Annotated in this window: 20 protein-coding genes; 11 read left to right on the top strand and 9 right to left on the bottom strand. The window is 71.4% G+C overall.

Annotation, left to right across the window (positions count from 1 at the left end; all coding sequences use genetic code 11):
* The 4 genes from HBH26_RS12810 to HBH26_RS12825 are packed head-to-tail and all read right to left on the bottom strand — an operon-like array spanning nucleotide 1 to nucleotide 3,950.
* Nucleotides 1-495 (bottom strand): chemotaxis protein CheW, encoded by a 495-nt coding sequence (locus HBH26_RS12810; protein WP_168135021.1) that lies wholly within the window; start codon nucleotides 493-495, stop codon nucleotides 1-3.
* Nucleotides 492-2,786, bottom strand: a complete 2,295-nt coding sequence (locus HBH26_RS12815) for a chemotaxis protein CheA (RefSeq protein WP_168135022.1) — start codon at nucleotides 2,784-2,786, stop codon at nucleotides 492-494. The genes HBH26_RS12810 and HBH26_RS12815 overlap by 4 nt, the downstream gene beginning before the upstream one ends.
* A 56-nt stretch (nucleotides 2,787-2,842) precedes the next feature.
* Nucleotides 2,843-3,487 carry a histidine phosphotransferase family protein gene (locus HBH26_RS12820; protein WP_168135023.1) on the bottom strand — a complete coding sequence of 215 codons (645 nt, stop codon included), beginning with the start codon at nucleotides 3,485-3,487 and terminating at the stop codon, nucleotides 2,843-2,845.
* Nucleotides 3,488-3,545: 58 nt separating this feature from the next.
* A complete protein-coding gene (locus HBH26_RS12825) occupies nucleotides 3,546-3,950 on the bottom strand; it encodes a M67 family metallopeptidase (RefSeq protein WP_168135024.1) in 405 nt (134 codons plus the stop codon).
* Nucleotides 3,951-3,969: 19 nt separating this feature from the next.
* Between HBH26_RS12825 and HBH26_RS12830 the strand changes: the two genes are divergently transcribed.
* From HBH26_RS12830 to mtgA, 3 genes are all read left to right on the top strand, one after another.
* On the top strand, nucleotides 3,970-4,917 hold the full coding sequence (locus HBH26_RS12830) for an RluA family pseudouridine synthase (RefSeq protein ID WP_168135025.1): 948 nt from the start codon (nucleotides 3,970-3,972) through the stop codon (nucleotides 4,915-4,917).
* 67 nt (nucleotides 4,918-4,984) lie between these two features.
* Nucleotides 4,985-5,887 carry an RNA polymerase sigma factor RpoH gene (rpoH, locus tag HBH26_RS12835; protein ID WP_168135026.1) on the top strand — a complete coding sequence of 301 codons (903 nt, stop codon included), beginning with the start codon at nucleotides 4,985-4,987 and terminating at the stop codon, nucleotides 5,885-5,887.
* Between the two features lie 122 nt (nucleotides 5,888-6,009).
* Nucleotides 6,010-6,684: a monofunctional biosynthetic peptidoglycan transglycosylase gene (gene mtgA, locus HBH26_RS12840; protein WP_168135027.1), complete on the top strand. Its 675-nt coding sequence runs from the start codon at nucleotides 6,010-6,012 to the stop codon at nucleotides 6,682-6,684.
* Between the two features lie 124 nt (nucleotides 6,685-6,808).
* On the opposite strand, the gene HBH26_RS12845 is transcribed toward mtgA, so the two are convergent.
* The 3 genes from HBH26_RS12845 to HBH26_RS12855 all read right to left on the bottom strand — a co-directional run bounded on the left by HBH26_RS12845 (nucleotide 6,809) and on the right by HBH26_RS12855 (nucleotide 9,074).
* A complete protein-coding gene (locus HBH26_RS12845) occupies nucleotides 6,809-7,045 on the bottom strand; it encodes a hypothetical protein (RefSeq protein WP_168135028.1) in 237 nt (78 codons plus the stop codon).
* A gap of 77 nt (nucleotides 7,046-7,122) precedes the next feature.
* A complete protein-coding gene (locus HBH26_RS12850) occupies nucleotides 7,123-7,446 on the bottom strand; it encodes a YbaB/EbfC family nucleoid-associated protein (protein WP_168135029.1) in 324 nt (107 codons plus the stop codon).
* The gene (locus tag HBH26_RS12855) at nucleotides 7,443-9,074 is read right to left on the bottom strand and encodes a DNA polymerase III subunit gamma/tau (RefSeq protein ID WP_168135030.1); all 1,632 of its coding nucleotides are present in this window, start codon (nucleotides 9,072-9,074) and stop codon (nucleotides 7,443-7,445) included. The genes HBH26_RS12850 and HBH26_RS12855 overlap by 4 nt, the downstream gene beginning before the upstream one ends.
* 90 nt (nucleotides 9,075-9,164) lie before the next feature.
* Here HBH26_RS12855 and HBH26_RS12860 point away from each other — a divergent pair, with 90 nt between their 5' ends.
* Nucleotides 9,165-10,838 (top strand): DEAD/DEAH box helicase, encoded by a 1,674-nt coding sequence (locus tag HBH26_RS12860; protein ID WP_168135031.1) that lies wholly within the window; start codon nucleotides 9,165-9,167, stop codon nucleotides 10,836-10,838.
* A gap of 46 nt (nucleotides 10,839-10,884) precedes the next feature.
* Here HBH26_RS12860 and HBH26_RS12865 read toward each other — a convergent pair whose 3' ends face one another.
* Nucleotides 10,885-12,009 (bottom strand): acetyltransferase domain-containing protein, encoded by a 1,125-nt coding sequence (locus HBH26_RS12865; protein ID WP_168135032.1) that lies wholly within the window; start codon nucleotides 12,007-12,009, stop codon nucleotides 10,885-10,887.
* A gap of 203 nt (nucleotides 12,010-12,212) precedes the next feature.
* On the opposite strand from HBH26_RS12865, the gene HBH26_RS12870 reads away from it, so the two are divergent.
* Nucleotides 12,213-15,737: a TonB-dependent receptor gene (locus HBH26_RS12870; RefSeq protein WP_168135033.1), complete on the top strand. Its 3,525-nt coding sequence runs from the start codon at nucleotides 12,213-12,215 to the stop codon at nucleotides 15,735-15,737.
* A gap of 50 nt (nucleotides 15,738-15,787) precedes the next feature.
* On the opposite strand, the gene HBH26_RS12875 is transcribed toward HBH26_RS12870, so the two are convergent.
* Nucleotides 15,788-16,483 carry a DUF6445 family protein gene (locus HBH26_RS12875; RefSeq protein WP_168135034.1) on the bottom strand — a complete coding sequence of 232 codons (696 nt, stop codon included), beginning with the start codon at nucleotides 16,481-16,483 and terminating at the stop codon, nucleotides 15,788-15,790.
* Nucleotides 16,484-16,537: 54 nt separating this feature from the next.
* Here HBH26_RS12875 and HBH26_RS12880 point away from each other — a divergent pair, with 54 nt between their 5' ends.
* Genes HBH26_RS12880 through HBH26_RS12905 form a run of 6 tightly spaced genes read left to right on the top strand, consistent with a single transcriptional unit; the run spans nucleotide 16,538 to nucleotide 25,153 of the window.
* The gene (locus tag HBH26_RS12880; protein WP_239024773.1) at nucleotides 16,538-17,710 is read left to right on the top strand and encodes an endo-1,4-beta-xylanase; all 1,173 of its coding nucleotides are present in this window, start codon (nucleotides 16,538-16,540) and stop codon (nucleotides 17,708-17,710) included.
* Nucleotides 17,679-19,166, top strand: coding sequence for a tryptophan halogenase family protein (locus tag HBH26_RS12885; RefSeq protein ID WP_168135082.1), 1,488 nt, complete (start codon nucleotides 17,679-17,681; stop codon nucleotides 19,164-19,166). Before HBH26_RS12880 ends, HBH26_RS12885 begins: the two co-directional genes overlap by 32 nt.
* Nucleotides 19,163-20,485: a tryptophan 7-halogenase gene (locus HBH26_RS12890; protein ID WP_168135035.1), complete on the top strand. Its 1,323-nt coding sequence runs from the start codon at nucleotides 19,163-19,165 to the stop codon at nucleotides 20,483-20,485. Before HBH26_RS12885 ends, HBH26_RS12890 begins: the two co-directional genes overlap by 4 nt.
* Complete coding sequence (locus tag HBH26_RS12895; protein ID WP_168135036.1) at nucleotides 20,482-22,005, top strand: tryptophan halogenase family protein; 1,524 nt, start codon at nucleotides 20,482-20,484, stop codon at nucleotides 22,003-22,005. The genes HBH26_RS12890 and HBH26_RS12895 overlap by 4 nt, the downstream gene beginning before the upstream one ends.
* On the top strand, nucleotides 22,002-23,660 hold the full coding sequence (locus HBH26_RS12900) for a glycoside hydrolase family 9 protein (RefSeq protein WP_168135037.1): 1,659 nt from the start codon (nucleotides 22,002-22,004) through the stop codon (nucleotides 23,658-23,660). The genes HBH26_RS12895 and HBH26_RS12900 overlap by 4 nt, the downstream gene beginning before the upstream one ends.
* Nucleotides 23,657-25,153, top strand: coding sequence for a tryptophan halogenase family protein (locus HBH26_RS12905; RefSeq protein WP_168135038.1), 1,497 nt, complete (start codon nucleotides 23,657-23,659; stop codon nucleotides 25,151-25,153). Before HBH26_RS12900 ends, HBH26_RS12905 begins: the two co-directional genes overlap by 4 nt.
* The last annotated feature ends 3 nt before the right edge of the window (nucleotides 25,154-25,156 follow it).

Consider the following 25,156-nt stretch of genomic DNA (forward strand, 5'->3'; position numbering starts at 1 on the left):
TCACCCGTTGGTTGGTGCGGAGGTGTTTGCATCGCCAGGCGTAAGCTTGGCGTTAACGGGGCCGTCGATCGCGGCGATCAGGCGGTCGAGGTCGAGCGCCAGCAACGTCTCGCCCTCCCCCTCCGCCACGCCGCGCGCCACCTGCGACATCGCCGACAGGCCGGCGGGCATCGGCTCGATCTCGAACCGCGCCACGTCCTCCAGCGTGTCCACCGCGATGGCGTAGAGGTGCCCGTCCACGGCGGTGACGACGGCGCGGGTCCGCGCGTTCGGTCCAGGCGCGGGCGCGGCGCCCGGCGCGAGGCCCAGGACGCGGCGCGCATCGATCACCGTGGCGACCCGGCTGCGCATCGCCGCCAGCCCCAGCACCGCCGGCGCGGTGCCCGGGACGGGCACGAGGACGTCGACGTCGACCACCGAATCGACCCGCGCGGTCTCGATCAGCACGCCGCAGCCGCCGACGTGCGCGACCAGGTGCAGGCTCTCGCCGCTCATGCCCTCATCTCCTGCAGCGCGGCGACCAGCGCGGCGCGATCGTAGCGATAGACCCCCTCCCCGCGCGCACGGCCCAGGCGGATCACCGTTCCCACCGGGGGATCGGCGTCGTCCGCCATGGCCAGCGCCACGCGGGCCTGCTCGCCGGGTGCGAGCTGGCGGACCGCGCGATAGCCCGCAGCCTCGATCGTGGGGCGCAGGAACACTTCCATCCACGGCCCCTCGCCGCCGTGCAGCAGGCACAGCGGCCGCTCGCCGCCGACCGCCGCGCCCATCGCCTCCAGCAGCCGAAGCGGGTCGAGCAGCTCGACCGGGCGGCCGTCCACCAGGGCCACGCCCGAGGCGGCGCCGGCATCGGCAGGCGTCAGCTCGTCGGGCAGCGGCACGATCTCGATCGCGGTGCGCACCGGATAGGCGAGCTCGCGGTCGTCGAGCTGGAGCCGCAGGACGGTCGTCACGTCCTCGGCCCGGTGCGCGCCCGCGCCGTCGTACACGGGGACGGAGCGCCCGTCCGACGTGAGCCACAGCGTCCCGGCGGCAAGGTTCACATGGGTCGTGCCGACGCGCTCGATCCGGTCCACCGCGTCGGCGGGGATCATCCGGCGCACGCCGTCGACGTCGTCGAACAGCAGCGCGCGGACGGGCTCCACCGCTGTCGCCTCCACCGCCTTCTCCGACACCGCCTCGAACGACAGGCCGGCGCGCTCGGCGATGCCGGCGACGTCGAGCAACAACAGCGGCTGGCCGTCGTCGGGCAGCATCTGACCGGCGAAGATGCCGACCCGCATCACCGCGGGGGCGGCGGGCTTCACCACCAGCTCCTGCGTGTCGGTGACATCGTCCAGCGCCAGGGCGTAGCGCCCCGCGCGGACGGACACGACCGCCAGCAGCCGCAGCCGCTCGCTCTCCGGCCGGCCCAGCAGCCGCTCCAGATTGACCAGCGGCAACCGCTGGCCGCGCACCACCACCATCGCGCTGCTGCCGAACCGGTCGACCCGCACCTGCGACTGGTCGACGGCGACGATCTCCTCCACCACCTGGCGAGACAGCGCGAAGCGGCTGCCGGCGGCGTTGACCATCACCGCGTTGAGGATGGCCAGCGTCAGCGGCACCTCCAGCGACACCGTCAGGCCCTGCCCGGGCCGGTTCAGCAGCTGGATCCGCCCGCCGGTCTGCTCGACATTGGCCTTCACCACGTCCATGCCGACGCCGCGGCCGGATACCGACGTCGCCTCGTCGCGCGAGGACAGGCCGGGCTCGAAGACCAGGGCGGCACGATCGTGGTCGGACAGCTGCGCCAGCTGGCGCTGGCGATGCGGCTGCTCGCGCCCGATCTTCGCCACCAGACGGTCGGTGTCGATCCCGGCGCCGTCGTCGGCGATCTCGATCAGGATGAGGTTGCCGGCCTGGCGCGCGGAGACTTTCAGCACGCCGGCGGACGGCTTGCCGGCGGCGTGGCGCGCCTCCATCGTCTCGATCCCGTGGTCGATCGCGTTGCGCACCAGGTGGACCAGCGGATCGCGCAGCAGCTCGATCATCTCGCGGTCGAGCTCCACGTCGCCGCCCTCGATCGTCAGCGACACCTGCTTGCCGACCACCGCAGCGACGTCGCGCACCAGCCGCGGCAGCGGCGCGAAGAGCATCTCGATCCGCTGCATCCGCGTGCGCGTCACCGTGTCGCGCAGATTGTCGACCGTCATCGTCAGCCGCTCGAGCATCGCTTCCAGCCGCGGATCGCCCTGCTCGCGCAGGCCCCGCGCCAGCTGGTTGCGCGCCAGCACCATGTCCGACACGCCGCTCATCATGTCGTCCAGCAGGTCGACGGACAGGCGCACCGTCCGCTTGGCGGCGCGAAACGCAGGGGCGTTGTGATCCGGCGCGACGACGTCCGCCGCGTCGACGATCGCGATCAGGCCGGGCGGCGGCGCGCCGTCCAGGGCCGCGATCAGCATGTCCTCGCCGCTGTCGTCCAGCGCCGCCCCCGCGTCGATCGCCTCCACGACCTCGCCGATACGATCGATGATGGCGAGGATGGCGGTGACCAGTCGCGCGTCGGGGGCGCGGCGCCCGTCGCGCACCGCGGACAGCGCGTCCTCCGCGGCGTGGCTCAGCCGGGTGAGGCGCGGCAGGTCGAGGAAACCGCAGCTGCCCTTGATCGTGTGGACGAAACGGAAGATGGCATCGAGCCGCGCACGATCGTCGGGCGCGGCTTCCCAGCCGATGATCTCGCCCGATATCGCCTCCAGCGTCTCACGCGTTTCGGCGATGAATTCCTGCAGCAGGTCGTCCATGCGCCGCGCATCGCACGGCGAGGGTTAAAAGCGGCTTTACTGCGCCTTGCGCGGGATCAGCGCAGCGGCAGTGTGGCACCGAACAGCAGCGCGTTCTCCACCGGCGCGCTCACCATCACCGAGCCGCCCGCCTCCTGCGCCAGCGCGTGGACGAGGAAGGCGGCGGCGGCGCGCGGCGTGACGGCGGCGCCGGGCGCGCCGTCGACCAGCGTGTCGCGCAGCTCGGGATCAAGGATGATGCGCTGCCCCTCCGCCTGAAGCACGATCTCCACCGCCTCGCCCGTCTCCTCGGCGCCGATCGTCACCGTGCCGCCGCGCGGCAGCGTGTCGCCCGCGATCAGCGCCAGGTTCAGCAGCACCTTCACCGCCGCCTTGGGCAGCTCGTTCTCGCCGACCTGCCATTGCAGGTCGAGCCGCTTGTTGTCGCCCAGCAGCCCTTCCAGCGCGATCCGCGCCTCGCGCGTGTCCACCCGCTCGCCGAAGCCGCCCGCCGCGCCGAACGCCAGGCGGAAGAACTTCAGCTTGTTCGCCGACACGCGCGCACTCTCGTGCAGCAGCGTCATGCAGCGCGCGCGCATGTCCGGATCGGTCTCGTCGGCGAGCAGTTCCAGCCCGTTGTTGAGCGCGCCGATCGGCGAGAGCAGATCGTGGCACAGCCGCGAACACAGCAGGCTGGCGAAATCGACCGGGCTGATGGTCATGCAATCCCCTCGGGCTATCGGTCCCTCATACCGTTCGCGAATCGCGGCGCAACCGGCGTCATGCCGTCACGGTGAGGTCGACCGGGTCGAAGCGGCCGTGCAGGCTCCCTTTTTCCACGGCGCGCCACGCGGTCAGCCGTCCGCCCGCGATCACGATCCACAGCGATCCGTCGGGCGCAGCGTCCGCGGCGTCGCGCGGCGAGGGCCGGGCGCGACCCGAGGGATGCGAGTGGTAATGGCCGATCACCGCCGGGCCGCCGGCCCGCGCGTCGCGGTGCGCAGCGATCAGCGCGGCGGGATCGATCTCGAAGAAGCGCGCGGGATCGGCGGCGACGTTGGCGCAGGGAACGGCCCGCTCCACCCGCGCGCCCGCACCCAGCAGCAGCCCGCACGCCTCCACCGCCGTGGAGCGCGCGTGGGCGAGCATGGCGTCGCGATCGGCGATTGAAAGTTCCAGCGTCATCCCCATTTTCGATAGAACAATGAACCGGGGGGTTTCCATCATCGAGGCGCGGATCGCGCCGGCCGCCGACGGGTGGCGGCTGGATCGCGCGCTGGCGGACGCGGTGCCGACGCTGTCGCGGGAGCGGCTGAAGGTGCTGATCGCCGCCGGCCAGGTGACGCGCGACGGCGTCGCCGTGCGCGACCCGGCGAAGCGCGCGGCGGGCGGCGACGCCTTTGCCGTGGCGGTGCCCGATCCCGCCCCCGCGCACAACGAGGCGCAGGACATCCCGCTGGTGGTCGCGTTCGAGGACGAGCATCTGATCGTGGTCGACAAGCCCGCGGGCCTCGTCGTCCATCCCGCCTGCGGGAATCCCGACGGCACGCTCGTCAATGCGCTGCTGCACCATTGCGGCGGATCGCTGTCCGGCATCGGCGGCGTGGCGCGGCCCGGCATCGTGCACCGCATCGACAAGGACACCTCGGGCCTGATGGTGGCGGCAAAGACCGACCGCGCGCACGAGGGGCTGGCCAAGCAGTTCGCGGCGCACTCGATCGACCGGCGCTATCGGGCGATCGTGTCCGGCCAACCGGCCCCGCCCGCCGGCACGGTGGACGCGCCGCTGGCGCGATCGCCGCACAACCGCAAGAAGGTGGCGATCGTCGCCGGCGGCAAGCGCGCCGTGACGCATTTCCGCACGGTCGAGCGCCTGCGCGACGCCGCGCTGGTCGAATGCCGGCTGGAAACGGGACGCACCCACCAGGTGCGCGTCCACATGGCGTCGATCGGCCACGGGTTGCTCGGCGACCCGGCCTATGGTAGAACAAAACAGGCTCACAAGGGCGTATTGGAACGATTGTCGTTCCACCGGCAGGCACTTCATGCCGCGCGCCTCGGCTTCATCCACCCGGTGACGGGCATCGACGTGTCGCTGGAGAGCGCGATGCCGCAGGACATGCAGGAACTGTTCAGTCACCTTCACGTATAACCAGGGATCACGCGGATGCGCCGCTGGCGGGCGCCGCGTTCCCGGTCAGGAAAGGGAGTTTTCGATCATGGCAGGCCGCAGCAACGTCCCCGCGACGATCCCGGCGCTCGGCGGCGAGCAGAGCCTCAACCGCTATCTGTCGGAAATCAAAAAATTTCCCATCCTGGCGCCCGAGCAGGAATATATGCTCGCCAAGCGGTTCCAGGAGCATGGCGACACCGAGGCGGCGGCGCAGCTCGTCACCAGCCACCTGCGGCTCGTCGCGAAGATCGCGATGGGCTATCGCGGCTACGGCCTGCCGGTCAGCGAGCTGATCTCCGAGGGCAACATCGGGCTGATGCAGGGCGTGAAGAAGTTCGAGCCCGATCGCGGCTTCCGCCTGGCGACCTACGCGATGTGGTGGATCCGCGCCTCCATACAGGAGTTCATCCTGCGCTCCTGGAGCCTCGTGAAGATGGGCACCACCGCGGCGCAGAAGAAGCTGTTCTTCAACCTGCGCCGCATGAAGGCGCGGCTTGACGCGTTCGAGGACGGCGACCTCAGCCCTGAGAACGTGCAGAAGATCGCGACCGACCTGGGCGTGGCCGAGGCGGACGTCGTCAGCATGAATCGCCGCATGGCGATGGGGGGCGACACCTCGCTCAACGTCTCGATGCGCGAGGACGGCGAGGGCCAGTGGCAGGACTGGCTGCAGGACGATGCGCCGTTGCAGGACAAGGTGGTCGCCGACCAGCAGGAAGCGGACGTGCGCCATGGCATGCTGGTCGATGCGATGGACGACCTGAACGATCGCGAGAAGCACATCCTGACCGAGCGGCGGCTGACCGACGATCCCAAGACGCTGGAGGAATTGAGCCAGGTCTATGGTGTCAGCCGCGAGCGCGTGCGCCAGATCGAGGTGCGCGCGTTCGAGAAGCTGCAGCGCGCGATGATGCGGCTGGCGGGCGAGAAGCGGCTGCTGACGGCGTAATCCGTGCTCCCGCGAAGGCGGGAGCCCAGGCCGGGTCCCCTCCTTCGCGGGGACACGGGTGTCGGGGCGAGATGTCCGATCGCTTCTTTCCTCCGCGCTTGGACATCGTCTAGCGTCGACCCATGATCCGCGCCGTCCGCCTCCTGTCCAAAGCCCTGCTCTGGTTCGTGATCGTCACCGTGGCGTGGGTCGGCCTCTACCGCTTCGTGCCCGTGCCGTTCACCTTCACGATGGCGGGCGACCTGATGGGCGGCCACTCGGTGACGAAGGACTGGACGCCGCTGTCGCGGATCGATCCGGACATGCCGCGCGCGGCGATCGCGGGCGAGGACTCGCGCTTCTGCGAGCATCACGGGTTCGACTACCGCGCCATCGCCAACGCCGCCTGGCGCAACGCGCAGGGCGGGCGCATCCGCGGCGGTTCGACGATCAGCCAGCAGACGGCGAAGAACGCTTTCCTGTGGCAGGGCGGCGGCTACGTCCGCAAGGCGATGGAGGCCTATTTCACCGTCCTGATCGAGCTGCTGTGGCCGAAGAAGCGGATCATGGAGGTGTACCTCAACATCGCCGAGACCGGGATCGGCACCTACGGCGCGGAGGCGGGCGCGCAGCGCTATTTCGGCCACTCCGCCGCGCGGCTCTCGCCCACCGAGGCGGGGCGGATCGCCGCGGTGCTGCCGCTACCGAAGAAGCGCGAGGCGGTGGCGCCCAAGGGCTTCGTGCGGCGGCACGGCAACGCGATCGCGCGCTATGTCGGCGTGGTGCGGCGTGGCGGCCTGGACGCCTGCCTGAAGTGAGCAACAAGGCGGAAGACGAACGGCACTTCGACAAGCTCAGAGCGAACGAAGGACGGTGACAGCCCACCGTCACCAGTCATGCTGAGCTTGTCGAAGCTTCGTCAATCGATCTTCGCAGCGAGACCTACTTCGCCTCGCCGTCGATTGCCGATCCCGCCTTGTCGGCGGTCCGTTCCACGCTCTTCGCCGCGGACGTAACCGCGCTGTTCTTCGCGACCTCGCTGTCGTTGCGCACGAGCAGGAAGTACGCGGCCACCAGCACGACGATCAGCACGGCCACGCCAATCAGCAACCCACCGCCGCTGCTGCGGCGCTCGATCACGGTGGTGTGCGGGGTCTGCGTTACGCGATCATCGGACATGCCATCCTCCTCTCGTCTCTTCGACGCGCGACAAAGCGACGAGAGGAGGGGATTGTTCCCAAGCCGTTACAAAACCGTCAGAACGGCAGCTTGAACCCCGGCGGCAGCGGCAGGCCGCTGGTCATCTTCGCCATTTCCGCCGAGGACGCGGCGTCGGCCTTCGCGCGGGCGTCGTTGAAGGCGGCGACGACCAGATCCTCCAGCATCTGCTTCTCCGCGGGCACGAGCAGCGAATCGTCGATGCTGAGCGAGATGACGCGGCCCTTGGCGGACGCCTTCACCTTCACCAGCCCGCCGCCCGACGCGCCCTCCACCTCGATCGTGTCGAGCCCTTCCTGCGCCTTCGTCAGTTCCTCCTGGACGTTCTGCGCCATGGCCAGGATGTCGTTGATATCCTTCATTGGAAACTCCGTTGTGCTGCGGGCGGATCGATCAGTTCCGCCCCGGGAAAGGCATCCAGCGCCGCCGCCACCGTGGCGTCGGCGCGGGCTTCGTCGTGACGCGCCTGGACGGCGGCGAGTTCCGCCTCCACGAGGGTCGGCGCCCCGTCCACGTCGGCGAGCGACAGTCGCCACTGCCGCCCGGTCAGCGTGCGCAGCGCGGCGGCGAGGTCGCTCAGCGTGTCCGCCGCGATCGGGCGCGAGCCGCTGAACACGATCTCGCCGGCCGCGTAGGACACGACGCGCGCGCCCTGCTTCAGCTTGAAGGCGAGGATCGCCTGCTTCTCGTCGGATAGCAGGTCCACCAGCGCCGCGAAGGTGGCGGGCGAACGGTCGGCGGGCTCGGCCGGCGTCGGCGGCGTCGCGGCCGGCGCGGCCGCCGGCATCGCGCCGTTTGCCAGCCGTCGCGCCAGGTCGCCGGGATCGGGCAGCGTGGAGGCGTGGATCGCGCGCAGCACCGCCATCTCCGCGGTCTCGATCGGCAGCGCGGCGCGGGCCACCTCCTCGTGGCCCTTCAGCAGCAGCTGCCAGAGGCGATGGAGCAAGGGAAAGGACAGCTTGCCCGCCCAGTCGCGATAGGCGGCGCGCTCCTCCGCGGGCAGCGCGGCGTCGTCACCGCCGCCCACCTTCACCTGCGTCACGCCGTGCACCGCCTCCAGCAGCGCGCGCATCACGCCGGCGGGATCGACGCCCAAGTCGTACTGTCGCCGGATCGCGGCCAGCGCGCCCGGCGCGTCGGCGGCGAGGACCAGGCCGAGCAGGTCGCGCACCGCGTTGCGATCGGAAAGGCCAAGCATCTCGCGCACCGCGTCCGCCTGGACGCCGCCGCCGGCAAGGTCGGCGTGCGCGATCGCCTGATCGAGGATCGACAGCCCGTCGCGCGCCGATCCCTCCGCCGCGCGCGCCACCAGCGCCAGCGCCTCCGGCTCGGCGGCGACGCCTTCCGCCTCGGCGACGTGCGCGAAATGCGTCGCCAGCGTTTCCGCCGGGATGCGGCGCAGGTCGAAGCGCTGACAGCGCGACAGCACCGTCACCGGCACCTTGTTCACCTCCGTCGTGGCGAACAGGAACTTCACGTGCGCGGGCGGCTCCTCCAGCGTCTTCAGCAGCGCGTTGAACGCGTTCTTCGACAGCATGTGGACTTCGTCGACGATGTAGATCTTGTACCGCGCGGAGACGGCGGCATAGCGCGAGGCGTCGATGATCTCGCGCACGTCGTCGACGCCGGTATGGCTCGCCGCATCCATCTCGATCACGTCGATGTGGCGGCCCTCGGCGATGGCGCGGCACGGCTCGCACACGCCGCACGGGTCGATCGTCGGTCCGCCCTGCCCGTCCGGGCCGATGCAGTTCAGCGCCTTCGCGATCAGCCGCGCGGTGCTGGTCTTGCCCACGCCGCGCACGCCCGTCAGCAGGAAGGCGTGGGCGATGCGATCGCGCCTGATCGCATTCTCCAGCGTGCGGACCATCGCCTCCTGACCGATCAGCGCGTTGAAGGTCTGCGGTCGGTATTTGCGCGCCAGCACGCGATAGGGCTGCGCGGCGGCGGCCGGCTGCGGCGGCTCGCCAAGGTCCAGGAAGTCGGCCATCGCGCGCCAACATAGGCGCTCGCGCGGCATTCGTCAGCGGCTATTCGGCCCTTGCGTTTCGTGGCGGTCGCGCCCATCTCGCCCCGCTTCATGACCGTTCAAGATCTCCCGCCGCTTCTTGCCGAGGCGCTCGCCGCGCGCGGCTACGACTCGCTCACCGCCGTCCAGGCCGCCGTCGTGGCGCCGGAGGCGGAGGGGCGCGACCTCGTCGTGTCCGCGCAGACCGGGTCCGGCAAGACCGTTGCCTTCGGCCTCGCGATGTCGGGGGACCTGCTGGACGCCGGGCGCGCGCAGGCGCCGCTCGCGCTCGTCATCGCGCCGACGCGCGAGCTGGCGTTGCAGGTCAGCCGCGAGCTGATGTGGCTCTATGAGAAGGCGGGCGTGCGGATCGCGACCTGCGTCGGCGGCATGGACGCCAGCCGGGAGCGCCGCGCGCTGAACGCGGGCGCGCACGTCGTGGTCGGCACGCCGGGGCGGCTGCGCGATCACCTGGAGCGCGGCGCGCTGGAGCTCGGGTCCTTGCGCACGGCCGTCCTCGACGAGGCGGACGAGATGCTCGACATGGGCTTTCGCGAGGATCTCGAAGAGCTGCTCGACGCCACGCCGGGGGAGCGCCGTACGCTCCTGTTCTCCGCGACGATGCCCAAGCCGATCGTGGCGCTGGCCCGGCGGTACCAGCGCGACGCGCTGCGCATCTCGACCGTCGGCGAGGATCGCGGCCACGGCGACATCGCCTATCAGGCGATGGCGGTCGCGCCCGCGGACATCGAGCATGCCGCCATCAACCTGCTGCGGCTGCACGAGGCGGAGACGGCGATCCTGTTCTGCGCCACGCGCGACAACGTGCGGCACCTGCACGCCAGCCTGGTCGACCGCGGCTTCGCGGCGGTGGCGCTATCGGGCGAGCATTCGCAGAACGAGCGGAATTCCGCGCTCCAGGCGCTGCGCGACGGCCGCGCCCGCGTCTGCGTGGCCACCGACGTTGCGGCGCGTGGCATCGACCTGCCGACGCTGAGCCTGGTCATCCACGTCGAGCTGCCGCGCGACGCGGAGACGCTCCAGCACCGTTCCGGCCGGACCGGCCGCGCGGGCAAGAAGGGGACGGCGGTGCTGATCGTCCCGTACCCGCGCCGCCGCCGTGTCGACATGATGCTGAAGGGCGCGCGCATCGCCGCCGAATGGATCGACGTGCCCAGCGTGGAGGATATCCGCGCGCGCGACCGCGAGCGGCTGCTGGAGACGCTGCTGGCGCCGATCGAGGTGGACGAGGAGGATCGCGCGCTGGCGCAGCGGTTGCTGGCCGAGCGCTCGGCCGAGGACCTGGCCGCCGCGCTGGTCCGCGCGCATCGCGCCGCCCTGCCCGCACCCGAGGAACTGATCGCCGCCACGCCTCAGTCGCGCGAGGAGCGGCACCGGCCGGGCTTCGACGACACGGTCTGGTTCCGCATGAACGTCGGGCGGCGCCAGCGGGCGGAGGCGCGCTGGATCCTGCCGGTGCTGTGCCGCCGCGGGCACATCACGAAGAACGAGATCGGCGCGATCCGCATCGGCGGCGCGGAGACGTGGTTCCAGGTGCCGCGCGCGGTCGCGCCCAGGTTCGCCCAGGCCGTGGCACGCAGCGCCGACCCCCAGGGCGAGGACGAGAGCGGCATCCGCATCGAGCGCGCGCCCGAGGGCATGCCCCCGCCCGCGCAGGGCGGCGGCGGCGGCGCGCCGCGCGGCAGCGGTCCGCCGCGCCCGCGCAAGGGGCCGCCGCGGCACTGATCGCCGCCCGGCGCCGGCCCGCACGCTCCAGCGCACGACTCTCCGCTCAGAGGTAGCGCAGCCACCAGCGATGGCTGCGCTGCTTCACCTGCGCGAACCAGCGCGTCGCCCACCACAAGGGCGGCGCCGCGACCGCAGCGATCAGCCACACCCACGCTACCGAGGGCACCTCCCCTTCGCCACCCGCCAGCGCGACCCACGCGACCTTCGCGAGGTGAAGCACGTAAAGGTGCAGCAGGTAGAAGAACAGCGGCGCACCGCCCATCACCGCCAGCGCCCCGCCCGGCTGCGCATCCCACGCCGCCAACAGCAGCGCGCCGATTCCGAGCGTCAGCAGCAGGAAATCGAGCGAGGGCGGGTATTTGGTAAGGTTGACGAACGCCATGGCGGTTTGACCCATGCCGCCCTCCGCGCCCCAGGGCACCGAATCGCCGTACAGGTTCAACGCGCGCAGGGCGACGAACGCGCCCAGCATCGCCACGCCGGCGATCGCCAGCCGCCGTCGCCGCGCCCCGCGCTCCAGCACGAACCACGGGCCGACGGTGTAGCCGAGCGCGATCACGCCGATCCACGGCAGCACCGGATAGGAGGTCCGCGCCCGCAACCCGTCGCCGAGCGCGATGTAGCCGCGATCGTGCAGGACGGCCCAGACCGCATGCCCGGCTCCCCCCGGGGGCAGGCTGACCGGATCGAGGAGATTGTGCCCCGCCACGATCCCCACGCCGATCGCGGCGACGGCGGCGCGCGGCAGGTACACCAGCGCCGCCAGCGCGACCATCGACATGCCGATCGCGAAGATCACCTGAAGGTAGATGGTCGTCGGCGGCAGCGCGAAGCTCCAGGCGAAGCCGACCAGCGTGACCTCCAGCACGATCAGGAACGCACCCCGCTTCAGCAGGAAAGCGGCCGTGTCGGCGGTGGAGCGTCCCTGCCCGTAGAGCCAGGCGGCGAGTCCCGTCAGCGCCACGAACACCGGCGCGCACAGATGCGCCGCCAGTCGGGTGAGGAACAGCGCGGGCGAGGTCGCCGCGAGGTCCATCGGGTCCGCCACCTGGTGTCCGATGAAGAAGAACTCGCGCGCATGATCGACCAGCATCAGCAGCATGACGAGCCCGCGCAGCCGGTCGATCGATTCGATGCGCTGCGGCCGATGGGGCGGGTCGGGCGGCATGGCGGCGCCATGTAATAATATCACATCTGCGTCAACCACCCGGGCGTTCCGCTAGCTGGTTGCGATAACGGCCCGGCCGGCGTTTTCTATCGCCGCCGCCGATTTGTTATTGCAGCGCTTTTCGCAAGCCGTTAGGAATGGAGGACGAGTAGCGCACGCAAGCCGGGCTTGTGAATGATAGCGCTAACGTAGGGGAGGATAGAATGAAGACAGGGGTCGTCACTCGCGTGCCCGCGCTTCCGCGGTTCGTCGGCAGCACGTCGTTGATCGCGATCGCCAGCATGATGAGCGCCCAGCCCGCCGCGGCGCAGGCCACCGACGCTCCCGATACGCAGACCGAGGCAGCGACGACGCCGGCCACCGAGGGCAAGGTCGTGACCACCACCTCCTCCGCCCAGGCGCAGATTGGCGCCAGCGGCGGCGGCACCGACCAGGCGCAGTCGACGCCGACGCTCCAGGCCACCGACGCCAGCGGCAACGACCTGATCGTCACCGGCTATCGCCAGTCGCTGCAGAGCGCGCAGAGCCTGAAGCGCAACTCCGATTCGATCGTCGACTCGGTCACGGCCGAGGACATCGGCGCGCTGCCCGACCGCTCCGTGGTCGAGACGTTGCAGCGCATCCCGGGTGTATCGATCTCGCGCTTCGCGGCGGGCGTCGATCCGGACCACTTCTCCGTCGAGGGTTCGCAGGCGACCGTCCGCGGCCTCACCTACGTCCGTTCCGAGTTCAATGGCCGCGAGGCGTTCTCCGCGCTGAACGGCCGCTCGCTCGGCTTCCAGGACGTGCCGTCGGAGCTGCTGGGCGGCGTGGACGTGTTCAAGTCGCCGACCGCCGACCGGATCGAGGGCGGCATCTCCGGCATCGTCAACCTGCGCACGCGCAAGCCGTTCGACGCCAAGGGCACGTACATCGCCGGTTCCGCGGAGATGAACTACGGCGATTTCGTCGCCAAGTCCGCACCGACGCTGTCGATCCTCGGCAGCACGCGCTGGGACACGCCGATCGGCGAGATCGGTGTGCTGGGCAGCGTGGTCTATTCCAAGCTGTTCACCCGCAACGACCGGTTGCAGGTGTCCAGCTTCCGCACCCGCCCGGTCTATTCGGACGGCACCCGCACCGACGTCGTCCCCTTCACCGGCGCGACGCAGCGCGGCAGCGCGCTGTTCCCGCGCGGCGCCGTGGTCGGCTCGCAGCAGTTCGAGCGCGAGCGCGAGGGTTATTCGGGGGCGCTGCAATGGCGCTCGCCCGACCGGTCGATGGAGGCGACGTTCCAGTTCCTGCGCTCCGACGCGCGGCAGAACTGGATCGAGCACACGATCGAGATCGCGACGGACAACGTCACCTCGAACGGCGACAGCCGGGCGCGCGCGGGCACGTCGATCAGCTTCGACGGGGACGATCTGTTCGACCAGGGCCTCATCACCGGGCCGACCGGCTGGCGCGCGGACCAGAACACCCCGCCGACCGCGGCCACCCCGGCCGGGCTCCGCACGCCCGCCTTCGGCCTGCAATCGAACAACCAGTACCGCGAGCATCGCGAGCGCAGCGTCACCGAGGATTACGGCTTCAACTTCAAGTGGAACGTCAACGAGCGGATCGGCATCACGCTCGACTACGACCACGTGACGTCGACCGGCGAGATGCTGGACAACGGCATTTGGGGTACGACGTATCAGGACGCCTTCATCAAGCTGAACGGCAAGGACCTGCCCGTCGTGCAGTTCGTCGCACCGCAATCGTGCGAGGGCGCGTCGCTGAATGCGCAGGGTCAATGCGTGGGCACGCCGGGCGCGGTGAGCACCTATCCGACGTACACGACCGGGGCGAACAGCAATTTCGCCGATCCGTTCAACAACTTCTGGCGCGCGGCGATGGACCATGCGGAGGAATCGTCCGGCAATTCCGACGCCTTCCGCATCGACGGCGAGCTGACTTTCCCCGACAGCAACTTCCTGAAGGCGGTGCGGGCGGGCTACCGCTTCGCCGACCGCGACCAGATTGCGCGCAATTCCACCTACAATTGGGGCGTGCTGTCGGAGCAATGGGGCAACGGCGGCCCGGTGTGGATGGACGAGCAGATCGGCGGTGCCGGCGGCGACCAGACCGGCACTCTCTCGCAGGTCGGCCAGTATGAGGCCCATCCCTACGCCAACTTCTTCCGCGGGCAGGTGGCCGATCCCACCGGCAACCAGCCGCGGCTCTACTGGTCGGGCAACCCGGCGCGCGACTATGCGCAGTACATCGCCTTCGCCAAGTCGATCCGCGACGAGTGGCTGCCCGCCGGCACGGTGCCGACCGGCGGTTCGGGCGGGTGGCTGCCGCTGGCCGAGCGGCCCGGCATCGTCAACGGCAGCTACTATCTGCCGGGCGAGGTGAATCCGATCCAGGAGCGCAACAACGCCGGCTACGTCATGGCCCAGATCGACACGCGCTTCGACAACGACTGGCGCCTGTCGGGCAACCTGGGCGTCCGCTACAGCAGCACGCAGCGCACCAGCAGCGGCTTCCTGCAATTCCGGCAGACCGAGCCGCTGACACCCGACGACACCTGCCGCACCACGATCCAGCAGATCGTGAATCCGCAGGCGGGGCAGACGCCGCCGGCGACGCCGACGGTGCCCGCGGGCTGCGCCTTCCTGTACAGCAACCCCGGCCTGCGCGCGAACGTCCGTGCGTTCCAGAACGGCGCACTGGTGCCGAACGACTACAAGCTGACGTACGATTACTGGCTGCCGGCGATCAACCTGAAGCTGGAAGTCAACGACGAGCTCCAGTTCCGCGCCGCCTATTTCAAGGGCATCTCGCCGCCGAACACGACGCAGATCCGCAACTATTTCGACGTGGCGATCGGCGCGCAGACCGATCCCGGCACCGTGCTGACGGTGGTGCCGAACCTGGCCACCGCGGATCCCAACGACGGCATCATCCAGAATGAGGGCGCCGTCCGGTTCGAGGGCGCGAACCTGCGCGCCGGATCGCCCGACCTGCGACCGGTGACGGCGGACAATTTCGACCTGACCGCGGAATGGTATTTCAACAAGGTCGGCTCGCTGACCCTCTCCGCCTTCTACAAGGAGGTGAAGGGCGTCGTCGTGTTCGCCACGGACCGGCAGACCTTCACCAACAACGGCCAGTCGTTCGATGCCGTGGTGACGCGCGAGTTCAACTCGCCCGACACCGGCAAGGTGAAGGGGTTCGAACTCGCCTACCAGCAGACCTACGACTTCCTGCCCGGCCCCCTCGCCGGCCTCGGCCTCCAGGCGAACTACACCCACGTGCGCAGCAGCGGCGTGCCGCAACCCTCGCTCGATCCCGGCGATCCTGCGGTGGCCGAGGGGCTGACGTCCAACGTCAACGTCTCCGGCTTCGGCCTGCAGGGACTGTCGAAGCACAATTTCAACGTCACCCCCTTCTACGACTACAAGGGGCTGTCGCTGCGTGCTTCCTACGCCTGGCGCTCGCGCTACCTGCTGACGACGCGCGACGTCATCACGCCGTTCGACCCGGTGTTCCAGGAAGATTACGGCCAGCTCGACGCGTCCGTCTTCATCCAGGCGTCGAAGAACCTGCGGCTCGGCATTCAGGGCGTGAACCTGACGAACTCGATCACGAAGACGTCGGTGGCGGTGCAGGGGCCGGGCGGGGTGGACGACGTGCGTATCGTGCCGCGCGGCTGGTTCATGAACGACCGCCGTTTCAGCGCGATCGCGCGGTTCAACTTCTGATGCGCGTGGGGCCGCCGATGATCGTCGGCGGTCCCTCGTTTCGAAAGATGCTATCGCAGCGTCAGGAAGATGTTCGCCGTCAGCCGGCCGGTCCGCGGATCGTCGGTCAGCAGCGACGGCTCACGGATGATGCCCGAATGCAGCAGCCGGCTGCGATAGACGACCACGCGGTCGAACGCCGCCTCCACCGCGTCGATGCGCCGGAAGGCGGCGTCGTCACCCGCATATCCCTGCCCCACCGCCTCGGCGGCGCGGGCCGCCTCGTACGCGGGCAGCCGATCGGGCGTCAGCGCCTCGAAACCGGTGGCGCGATGGCGGAAGAAGGCGGTGCCGCCGAACGCAGGGTCGCACAGGTAGTGCAGGATCGCGAACTGGTGCGGATCGGCCGTGTCGACGTGCGGCGCGCGCTGCGTCGGCACGAGCCGGTCGGGCGGCAGCGTGACCAGCGAGAAGTTGCACTCGGCCCGGCGAGGTCGCGCAGCGGGATCGAGCGCGAAGGCCGCGACGATCCCCCGCGCCAGCACGCGCACCATGTCGCCGACATAGTCGAGCGGCGCGGCCGCACGCAGCCCGGGATAGCCCCCCGCGGGGCCGTAGGCCGGCTGGAAGTCCGAGGCGGCGGCCGCCTCCACCAGCGCCGCGGGCTGCGCCATCGCGCCATCGATCACGAGCAGCGGCTCGCGCTCGTGCCCGATCCGGCGCACGCCGGTGCGGGCGAGGTCGGAAAGTGGGAAACGGACCGGCATATCAACGATATACTTGGCGGCTGACGGCACCGGCAAGCGATCGCGACAGCGGAGATGGCAGTGACTTCGATACGGGACGACAAGACGATGGTCGATCGTCGCACGATGCTGGCGGGTGGTGCGGGCGTCGCGATCGGGGCGCTCGGTTCTTCCCCGGCGGCGGCGGCGGCGGGCGGGCTTCACGCCCTGGCGGCGACGCGCGGGCTGTCGTTCGGCACGTGCCTCGCCGCGCCGCGGCGGGACAACGGCTCGCTCGGCAATCCGCGCTTCGCCGCGCTGGTGGAGCGCGACTGCGGCATGGCGGTGCCGGAGAATGCGATGAAGTGGCAGGCGATCCGCCCGTCCGCCGACCGCTACGACTTCGCCGCCTTCGACGCGATCGTCGATGCCGCGATTAGGCGGGGCCTGCGGCTGCGCGGGCACACCCTGCTGTGGCATTACGACCGCTGGTTCCCCCGCTGGCTGGTCGACTACGACTTCGGCTCGCAGAAGCGCGCCACCGCCGAGCGCCTGCTGCAAACGCACATCCGCACCGTCGCGGCGCGTTACGGCCGGCGGATCGGCAGCTACGACGTGGTGAACGAGGCGGTGGACCCCGCAGACGGCTCGCTGCGCTCCACCGCGCTGTCGCGGGCGATGGGCGGGGCGGAGCCGGTGCTGGACCTCGCCTTCCACGCCGCCAGGGCGGCGGCGCCGCACGCCGAGCTGGTCTACAACGACTATATGAGCTGGGAGGACGGCAACCAGAAGCATCGCGACGGCGTGCTCCGGCTCCTGGAAGGCTTCCGCACGCGCGGCACGCCGGTCCATGCGCTGGGCGTGCAATCGCACATCGGCGTGTTCGAGCCGACGGACTCGATCGAGCGGCTGGTCGTGCGGCTGACCCCGGCGTGGCGCGGGTTCCTCGACCAGGTGACGGGCATGGGCTATCGCCTCGTCGTGACCGAGTTCGACGTGCGCGACCGCGGCCTGCCCGCCGACATCGCCCGCCGCGATCGCGACGTGGCGGCGTTCGCGCGCGGCTACCTCGACGTCATGCTGTCCTACCCGCAGCTTCGCGACGTGCTCGCCTGGGGCATCACCGACCGGTTCAGCTGGCTGCGCGGGTTCGAGCCGCGACCCGACGGCAAGATCACCCGCGGCCTGCCCTATGACGAGGAATACGCGCCCAAGCCGCTCTACGGTGCGATCCGTGATGCGCTGGCGGCGGCGACGCCGCGACGCTGACGTGGCCGCGGGGGCGACCATCGGCTCGGTCCTGATCGTCGGCGGCGGCACCGCCGGCTGGATGACCGCGGTCGCGCTGTCGCACAAGCTGCGCCACGCGCGGGTCGAGGTGACGCTGGTCGAGAGCGAGGCGATCGGCACGGTGGGCGTGGGCGAGGCGACGGTGCCGCCGATCCGCGCGTTCAACGCCGCGCTGGGGCTGGACGAGGCCGCGTTCATGCGCCCCACCCACGCGACCTACAAGCTGGGCATCGAATTCCGCGACTGGGCCCGCCGGGGCGACCGCTACTTCCACCCGTTCGGCCCCTTCGGCGAGCCGATCGGCGGCGTCCCCTTCCATCAGCATTGGCTCGCCGCCGGCGCGCTCGCCGGCGCGTTCGACGATTACTCGCTCGCCGCGCGCATGGCCCACCACGGCCGCTTCGCCGCACCGGGGCCGGCATCCCCCTACGGCTATGCCTATCAGTTCGACGCGGCGGGCTATGCCGCCTATCTGCGCGGCGTGGCAGAGGCACGCGGGGTCGTCCGCGTCGAGGGACGGATCGTCGACGTGGTGCGCGGCGCCGGCGACGATCTCGCCGCGGTGGTGACGGACGACGGGCGCCGGTTGGCCGCGGACCTGTTCGTCGACTGCTCCGGCTTTCGCGGCCTGCTGATCGCCGAGGCGCTCGGCGCGGGGTGGGACGACTGGCGGCACTGGCTGCCGTGCGACCGCGCCTGGGCGATGCCGACGGAGCGGACCGGTCCACCGGCACCCTATACGCGCGCGACCGCGCTCGACGCCGGCTGGGCGTGGCGCATCCCGCTGACGCATCGCACCGGTAACGGCCACGTCTTTGCCAGCGACTTCCTGTCGGAGGACGCAGCGCGCGACAGCCTGATCGCTCTGCTCGACGCCCCAGCCCTCGCCGAACCCCGCCTGCTTCGCTTCGCCGCGGGCAAGCGGCGGCGGCAGTGGATCGGCAATACCGTCGCGATCGGCCTTTCCGCCGGCTTCCTGGAACCGCTCGAATCCACGTCGATCCATCTGGCGCAGGTCGCGATCGAGCGGCTGCTCGACCTGTTCCCCACGGGCGACGGCGACCCCGCCGACGCCGCCGAGTTCGACCGCGTGATGGCGAACGAATATGAGCGCGTGCGCGACCTCATCATCCTGCACTACGCCGCGACCGAGCGCGACGACACGCCGTTCTTCCGCCATGTCCGCACCATGGCGCTGCCCGACAGCCTGGCGGAGAAGCTGGCGCTGTTCCGCGCGCGTGGCGTCGTGATGCCCTATCGCCACGGCCTGTTCGCAGAGCCGAGCTGGCTCGCCGTCTACCTCGGCCAGCGCGTGCGCCCCGCCGGGCACGATCCACGCGCGACCGGCGACGCGGCGGTGCTGGCGCAGATGCGCGCCGCGATCGAGGCGGAGGCGCTGGGGATGCCGCGTCACGAAGAGGTGTTGGCGCGATGAGGATCGCGGTGGCGGGAGACGGGATCGCGGCGCATTTGGCCGCACTGATGCTGGCGCGCGTGGCCAGCGTGGTGAGCGTGCCGGTCGGCGCCGGCGGGCACGGCCTGGGTCCCGTCGGCGAGACGGTGCTGGGCACGCCCGCGTGGATGGAGGGCGAGGTCGCCGCGGCGATCGGCGATCTGCCCGGCGCGGTGCCGGCGCTGGGCATCGCGTTCGCCGGCTGGAGCGCGGAGCCGTGGTTCCTTCCCTACGGCGACGTCGGCGCCCCGCTGGACGACGTGCCCTTCGCGCAGCTCGCGGCGCGGGTACGCGCGGAGGGCACGCCGGTGCGCGCGAGCGACTTCTCGCTCGCCGCCATGGCCGCGCAGGCCGGGCGGTTCGCGCCGCGCTCCGCCGACCCGCGCTCGCCCTTGTCGACCCTGCGCCCCGGCGCGATCTATCCCGCCGCGGCGCTCGCCGGCCGCCTCGCCGACATGGCCGCGCGTGCCGGGGTGGAGCGGGCCGCCCCGCTCGCCGCGCCCATGGGGTCGGACGATCGCCTGACGCTGACCAACGGGACGCAGCTCAGCGCCGACCTGTTCGTCGACGCCAGCGGCGGCGCCGCGGGGATCGCGGCGGCCGGGTGGGTGAGCTGGCGCGACTGGCTGCCGTGCTGCCGCGTCGCCTCGCGCCGGATCGCCGACGCGGGCGGTCCGGCCGCCTACCCGCTCCACGCCGCGACGCCGTCGGGCTGGCAGGCGACGGTCGCGCTTGGCGGCACGCGGGTGGAGACCCGCTACACCGCAGCTGGCGAGGGCGAGCCATACGAGAACGGTCGCCGCACCAAGACGTGGACGGGGCGCCGCGTCGCCATCGGCGCGGCGGCGGGGGTGATCGAGCCGAGCCTGGGCCACGCGCTCCAGCACGCGCACGACGCGGTCCTTCGGCTGATTGCGCTGCTGCCCGCGGCGGGGTCGGACGGCGGCGCGGAGGCGACGGAATACCACCGGCTGACCGCGCAGCAATACGACCGCGCCCGCGACGCGGCGGTGGCGCTGTGGCTGACCGCCGGACGCCCCGCCGCCGCCCCGTCGACGGAGCTGGCCCGCAAGCTGGCGCTGCACCGCCGGCGCGGCTACCTGCCGCTGGAGGACGGCGAGTGCCTGTCGCGCGACGAATGGGCCGTGCTGCTGGACGGACAGGGCGTGCGACAGGAGCGGCCGGACCCGCTCGCCGCCGCGCTGCCGCCTCCCGCCGTCGCCGCGCACCTGGCACGACTGCGCGAGCGGCTGGTCGCGACGGTCGCCGCGATGCCGCCGCTCGCAGGGGGAGGACGATGATCGAGACGAGTACCGCCGACCGCCGCATCCGCTCCATCGCCATCGTCGGCGGGGGCAGCGCGGGCTGGATGGCCGCCGCCACGCTCGCGCGGCTGCTCGGCCCGCATTACGCGCGCATCACGCTGGTCGAGAGCGAGGAGATCGGCACCGTCGGCGTCGGCGAGGCGACGATCCCGCAGATGGCCACCTTCAACCGGATGCTCGGCATCGACGAGGACGCCTTCGTCCGGGAGACGAAGGGCAGCTTCAAGCTGGGCATCCAGTTCGTCGATTGGGCGCGCGAGGGGCACACCTATTTCCACCCGTTCGGCGGGTACGGCGTCAACATGGCGGGCGTCAGCTTCCACGCCTTCTTCCTGCGGCTCCACGCGGCCGGCGAGGCGCCGGACATCGACGCCTTCTCGCTGCAGGCAATGGCGGCGCGGGCGGACAAGTTCATGCGCCCGATCGACGCGGGCAATTCGCCGCTTTCCGACATCGCCTACGCCTACCACTTCGACGCCGGGCTCTACGCGCGCTTCCTGCGCCGCTACGCCGAGGCGCGCGGCGTCGAGCGGCGCGAGGGACGGATCGTCGGCGTGGCGCGCGACGGCGAGAGCGGCCTCGTCTCGCACGTGACGCTCGCCGATGGGGGCGAGGTGGCGGCGGACCTGTTCGTCGACTGCTCGGGCTTCCGCTCGCTGCTGATCGGCGAGGCGATGGGGAACGGCTTCGTCGACTGGTCCCACTGGCTGCCGTGCGACCGCGCCGTGGCGGTGCCGTGCGAGGGGCAGGCGGAGATGACGCCCTACACGCGCTCCACCGCGCGCGAGGCCGGATGGCAGTGGCGCATCCCGCTCCAGCACCGCACCGGCAACGGCCATGTCTACGCCAGCGCCCACCTGTCCGACGACGCGGCGGTGGCCACGCTGCTGGCCAACCTGGACGGCGCGCCGACCGCCGACCCGCGGCTGATCCGCTTCCGTACCGGACATCGCGCCCGCTTTTGGGACGGCAACGTCGTCGCACTGGGGCTGGCCGCCGGGTTCATGGAGCCGCTGGAATCGACCAGCCTGTGGCTGGTGCAGAGCGGGCTCGCGCGGCTGATGGCGATGTTTCCGGACCGCGACTTCGATCCCGCCACGATCGCGCGCTACAACCGCATCCTGACGACCGAGTTCGAGGAGATCAGGGACTTTCTGATCCTCCACTATCACGCGACCCAGCGGCGCGACACGCCGTTCTGGCAATATTGCGCGGCGATGGAGGTGCCCGAGCGGTTGCAGGAGAAGATGCGCGTCTATGCCGCGCACGGCCGCGTCTTTCGCGAGAACGAGGAATTGTTCAACGACACCAGCTGGTTCGCCGTCATGCACGGCCAGCTGCTGCCGACCCGCGGTTACGATCCCGTGGCCGATGCGATGGATCTGCCGACCACGCGTGCGCGGCTGGCGGAAATCGCCGGCGCGGTCGCGGCGTCGGCGGACTACATGCCCGGCCACCGCGACTTCGTGAACCGCCACTGCCGGGCCGCGGCATGATCGCCGCGCTGCTGCTGGCCGCCGCGATCCGCATCGGCGGCGTCGGTGCGGCGCCTCTCGATCCGAAGATCGCGACGATCGAGACGGAGGATCGGGCGCCGCTCGTTTGGCGCGTCACCGACACGGGTGGGCGCGTGGTCCTGTCCGGTCGCAGCGTGCCGATGGGGCGCGACGAGGCCGCGGGCCGCGCAGTGCATCGCGCCGACCTGACCGCCCTTCGCGTGCCCGGCACCTATCGCCTGAACGCGGGAGGGGCGATCGGCGAGGTAACGATCGGCCGCGGTCTCACCCGCGCCCTCGCGCGCGATGCGCTGCGCTACTTCCATCACAACCGCGCGGGAGTCCCGATCGAGGCGCGCGTGGTCGGCGCGCGATGGGCGCGCCCCGCCGGCCATCCGCGGGAGAGCGCGACCTGCTTCGCCGGGATGGACGAGAAGGGCGTGCGCTGGCCCGGCTGCGGCTACGCGCTGGAGGTGACCGGCGGCTGGTACGACGCGGGCGACCACGGCAAGTACGTCGTCAACGGCGGCATCGCGCTGTGGACGCTGCTGAACATGGCCGAGCGGGGGCGAACGCTTCCGGGCCTGCTGGAGGAAGCGCGGTGGGAGATGGAGTTCCTGCTGCGGATGCAGGTTCCCGCCGGCACCCGCTATGCCTTCCCGAGCGGACCGGCCGTCGATGTCTCCGGCATGGCGCACCACAAGGTCGCCGACGCACGCTGGACCGCGCTGCCGATGCGGCCGGACCGCGATCCGGGGCCGCGCCTGCTCTATCCGCCGACCACCGCCGCGACGCTGAACCTCGCCGCCGTCGCGGCGCAGGGCGCGCGGGTGTGGCGCACGATCGACCCCGCCTTCGCGCGCCGCTGCGCCCACGCCTCGGCGCGGGCGTGGCGGGCCGCGCTGCGCAACCCGGCGGTGCTCGCGCCCGACGCCTTCACCGGCAGCGGAGCCTATGGCGACGCGGACGTGTCCGACGAGTTCTTCTGGGCGGCGGCGGAACGCCATGCGCTCACGCGGGATCGTGCGCTGCGCGCGCGCCTCACCGCCAGTCCGCACTACCGGGCGACGCCCGCCGAGCCGGGCTGGCCCGCCACCGCCGCGCTGGGCCTCGCGACGCTGGCGCAGCACGGCGACGGCGAAGCCCGGGCGCGGCTCGTGGCGGCGGCGGACGGCTATCGTGCGGCGGCGGCGCACAGCGGCTACGGCGTTCCCGTTGCGGGCAAGACCTTCGTGTGGGGGTCGAACGCGGTGCTGCTGAACCGCGCGATGATCCTCGCCCTCGCCGCCGACTGGAGCGGCGACCGCACCTACCGCGCGCCGGTGGTGGCCACGCTCGACTATCTCACCGGCCGCAATCCGCTCGGCCGCTCCTACGTGGCGGGCTACGGCCCCGATCCGATGCGCCACCCGCATCATCGCCACTGGGCAAACGGGATCGACCCGGCCTATCCCGCCGCCCCGCCCGGTGCGCTGTCCGGCGGGCCGAACGCGACGCCGGGGACGGAGGCCGCGGCGGTGCTGGGCCGGTGCGCGCCGATGACCTGCTGGCGCGACGATGCGCGGCTATTCTCGCTGAACGAGGTGGCGATCAACTGGAACGCGCCGCTGGTGTGGGTCGCCGCATGGCGCGACGCGACGGAAGTGCCGCGATGACCGCGCCGCCGGTCCGCGAGCTGGTGATCGTCGGCGGCGGCACCGCCGGCTGGATGATGGCCGCCGCCGCCGCTTTGTACCTCTCCGACGGCACGCGCCGCATCACGCTGGTCGAGAGCGAGACGATCGGCACCGTGGGCGTCGGCGAGGCGACGATCCCGCCGATCCGGGACTTCAACGCGATGCTGGGCATCGACGAGCGCGAGTTCCTGCGTGCGACCGGCGGCACGTACAAGCTCGGCATCGCCTTCGACGGCTGGGGCGCGGCGGGCGAGACGTATGTCCACCCGTTCGGCCGCGCCGGGCACGACCTGAACGGCGTGGACTTCCACATGGCGTGGCTGAAGCATCGCGCGGCGACGGGCGTGGGCCCGCTCGGCGACTATTGGATGGCGGCGGTGGCCGCTCGCGACGCCCGCTTCGCGCATCCCGCTGCCGATCCGCGCACGCCGCAGGGGCAGCTCGCCTACGCCTTCCACTTCGACGCGGGCCGCTACGCCGCCTTCCTGCGGGCGCGTGCCGAGGCGGGTGGCGTGGTGCGCGTCGAGGGCAAGGTTGCCGGCGTCGAGCGCGACGCGCGCGGCCATGTCGCGGCGCTGCTGCTGGAGGACGGACGCCGCGTCGCCGGCGACCTGTTCGTCGACTGTTCGGGCTTCCGCAGCCTGCTGCTGGGTGCGGAGATGGGCGTGCCCTTCGTCGACTGGAGCCACTGGCTGCCGTGCGACCGCGCGGTGGCCGTGGCGTCGGAGCGGCGCGACCCGCTGATGCCGCTGACGCGCGCCACGGCGCATGACGCGGGCTGGCGCTGGCGCATCCCGCTGCAGCACCGCACCGGCAACGGGCTGGTCTATGCCAGCGCGCACCTCTCCGACGACGCGGCCGCCGCGCGCCTGCTCGCCGGGCTGGACGCCCCCGCGACGGACGATCCGCGCGTCATCCGCTTCGCCACCGGCCGGCACGAACGCGCGTGGGAGGGGAATGTGGTGGCGCTGGGCCTTGCCGGCGGGTTCCTGGAGCCGTTGGAATCGACCAGCATCCACCTGATCCAGTCGGGCATCTCGAAGCTGCTGGCGCTTTTCCCCGACACCGGCTTCGCGCCGGTGCTGCGCGACGAGTACAACCGGCTGATGGCCGCGCAATACGACGCGGTGCGCGACTTCGTTATCCTGCACTATCACGCCAACGGGCGGGTGGGCGAGCCGTTTTGGGATGCGCTGCGCGACATGGCGCTGCCCGACACGCTCGCCACCCGCCTGGCGCTGTTCCGCGAGAAGGGACGCGTGCTACGCTACGACGACGACCTGTTCTCGATCGCCAGCTGGGTGGCGGTGCTGGTCGGCCAGGGCGTGCTGCCCAAGGGGTACGACCCGATGGTGGACGCGCTGGACGACGCCGCGGTGGCCGCGGCGCTGCGGCGCTGGCGCGCGGACTATGCCGGGGCCGCGGCGGCGATGCCCGACCATGCGGCCTATGTGGCGCGCATGGTGGGCTGAACC

The sequence above is a fragment of the Sphingomonas corticis genome (assembly GCF_012035195.1).
In the GTDB taxonomy this organism is placed as follows: Bacteria; Pseudomonadota; Alphaproteobacteria; order Sphingomonadales; family Sphingomonadaceae; genus Sphingomonas; species Sphingomonas corticis.

What these genes read in the sequence shown, in the direction of transcription:
- HBH26_RS12810 (WP_168135021.1), bottom strand. Translation starts at nt 495, where the DNA reads ATGAGCGGCGAGAGCCTGCACCTGGTCGCGCACGTCGGCGGCTGCGGC.
- HBH26_RS12815 (WP_168135022.1), bottom strand. Translation starts at nt 2,786, where the DNA reads ATGGACGACCTGCTGCAGGAATTCATCGCCGAAACGCGTGAGACGCTG.
- HBH26_RS12820 (WP_168135023.1), bottom strand. Translation starts at nt 3,487, where the DNA reads ATGACCATCAGCCCGGTCGATTTCGCCAGCCTGCTGTGTTCGCGGCTG.
- HBH26_RS12825 (WP_168135024.1), bottom strand. Translation starts at nt 3,950, where the DNA reads ATGACGCTGGAACTTTCAATCGCCGATCGCGACGCCATGCTCGCCCAC.
- HBH26_RS12830 (WP_168135025.1), top strand. Translation starts at nt 3,970, where the DNA reads ATGAACCGGGGGGTTTCCATCATCGAGGCGCGGATCGCGCCGGCCGCC.
- rpoH (WP_168135026.1), top strand. Translation starts at nt 4,985, where the DNA reads ATGGCAGGCCGCAGCAACGTCCCCGCGACGATCCCGGCGCTCGGCGGC.
- mtgA (WP_168135027.1), top strand. Translation starts at nt 6,010, where the DNA reads ATGATCCGCGCCGTCCGCCTCCTGTCCAAAGCCCTGCTCTGGTTCGTG.
- HBH26_RS12845 (WP_168135028.1), bottom strand. Translation starts at nt 7,045, where the DNA reads ATGTCCGATGATCGCGTAACGCAGACCCCGCACACCACCGTGATCGAG.
- HBH26_RS12850 (WP_168135029.1), bottom strand. Translation starts at nt 7,446, where the DNA reads ATGAAGGATATCAACGACATCCTGGCCATGGCGCAGAACGTCCAGGAG.
- HBH26_RS12855 (WP_168135030.1), bottom strand. Translation starts at nt 9,074, where the DNA reads ATGGCCGACTTCCTGGACCTTGGCGAGCCGCCGCAGCCGGCCGCCGCC.
- HBH26_RS12860 (WP_168135031.1), top strand. Translation starts at nt 9,165, where the DNA reads ATGACCGTTCAAGATCTCCCGCCGCTTCTTGCCGAGGCGCTCGCCGCG.
- HBH26_RS12865 (WP_168135032.1), bottom strand. Translation starts at nt 12,009, where the DNA reads ATGCCGCCCGACCCGCCCCATCGGCCGCAGCGCATCGAATCGATCGAC.
- HBH26_RS12870 (WP_168135033.1), top strand. Translation starts at nt 12,213, where the DNA reads ATGAAGACAGGGGTCGTCACTCGCGTGCCCGCGCTTCCGCGGTTCGTC.
- HBH26_RS12875 (WP_168135034.1), bottom strand. Translation starts at nt 16,483, where the DNA reads ATGCCGGTCCGTTTCCCACTTTCCGACCTCGCCCGCACCGGCGTGCGC.
- HBH26_RS12880 (WP_239024773.1), top strand. Translation starts at nt 16,538, where the DNA reads ATGGCAGTGACTTCGATACGGGACGACAAGACGATGGTCGATCGTCGC.
- HBH26_RS12885 (WP_168135082.1), top strand. Translation starts at nt 17,679, where the DNA reads ATGCGCTGGCGGCGGCGACGCCGCGACGCTGACGTGGCCGCGGGGGCG.
- HBH26_RS12890 (WP_168135035.1), top strand. Translation starts at nt 19,163, where the DNA reads ATGAGGATCGCGGTGGCGGGAGACGGGATCGCGGCGCATTTGGCCGCA.
- HBH26_RS12895 (WP_168135036.1), top strand. Translation starts at nt 20,482, where the DNA reads ATGATCGAGACGAGTACCGCCGACCGCCGCATCCGCTCCATCGCCATC.
- HBH26_RS12900 (WP_168135037.1), top strand. Translation starts at nt 22,002, where the DNA reads ATGATCGCCGCGCTGCTGCTGGCCGCCGCGATCCGCATCGGCGGCGTC.
- HBH26_RS12905 (WP_168135038.1), top strand. Translation starts at nt 23,657, where the DNA reads ATGACCGCGCCGCCGGTCCGCGAGCTGGTGATCGTCGGCGGCGGCACC.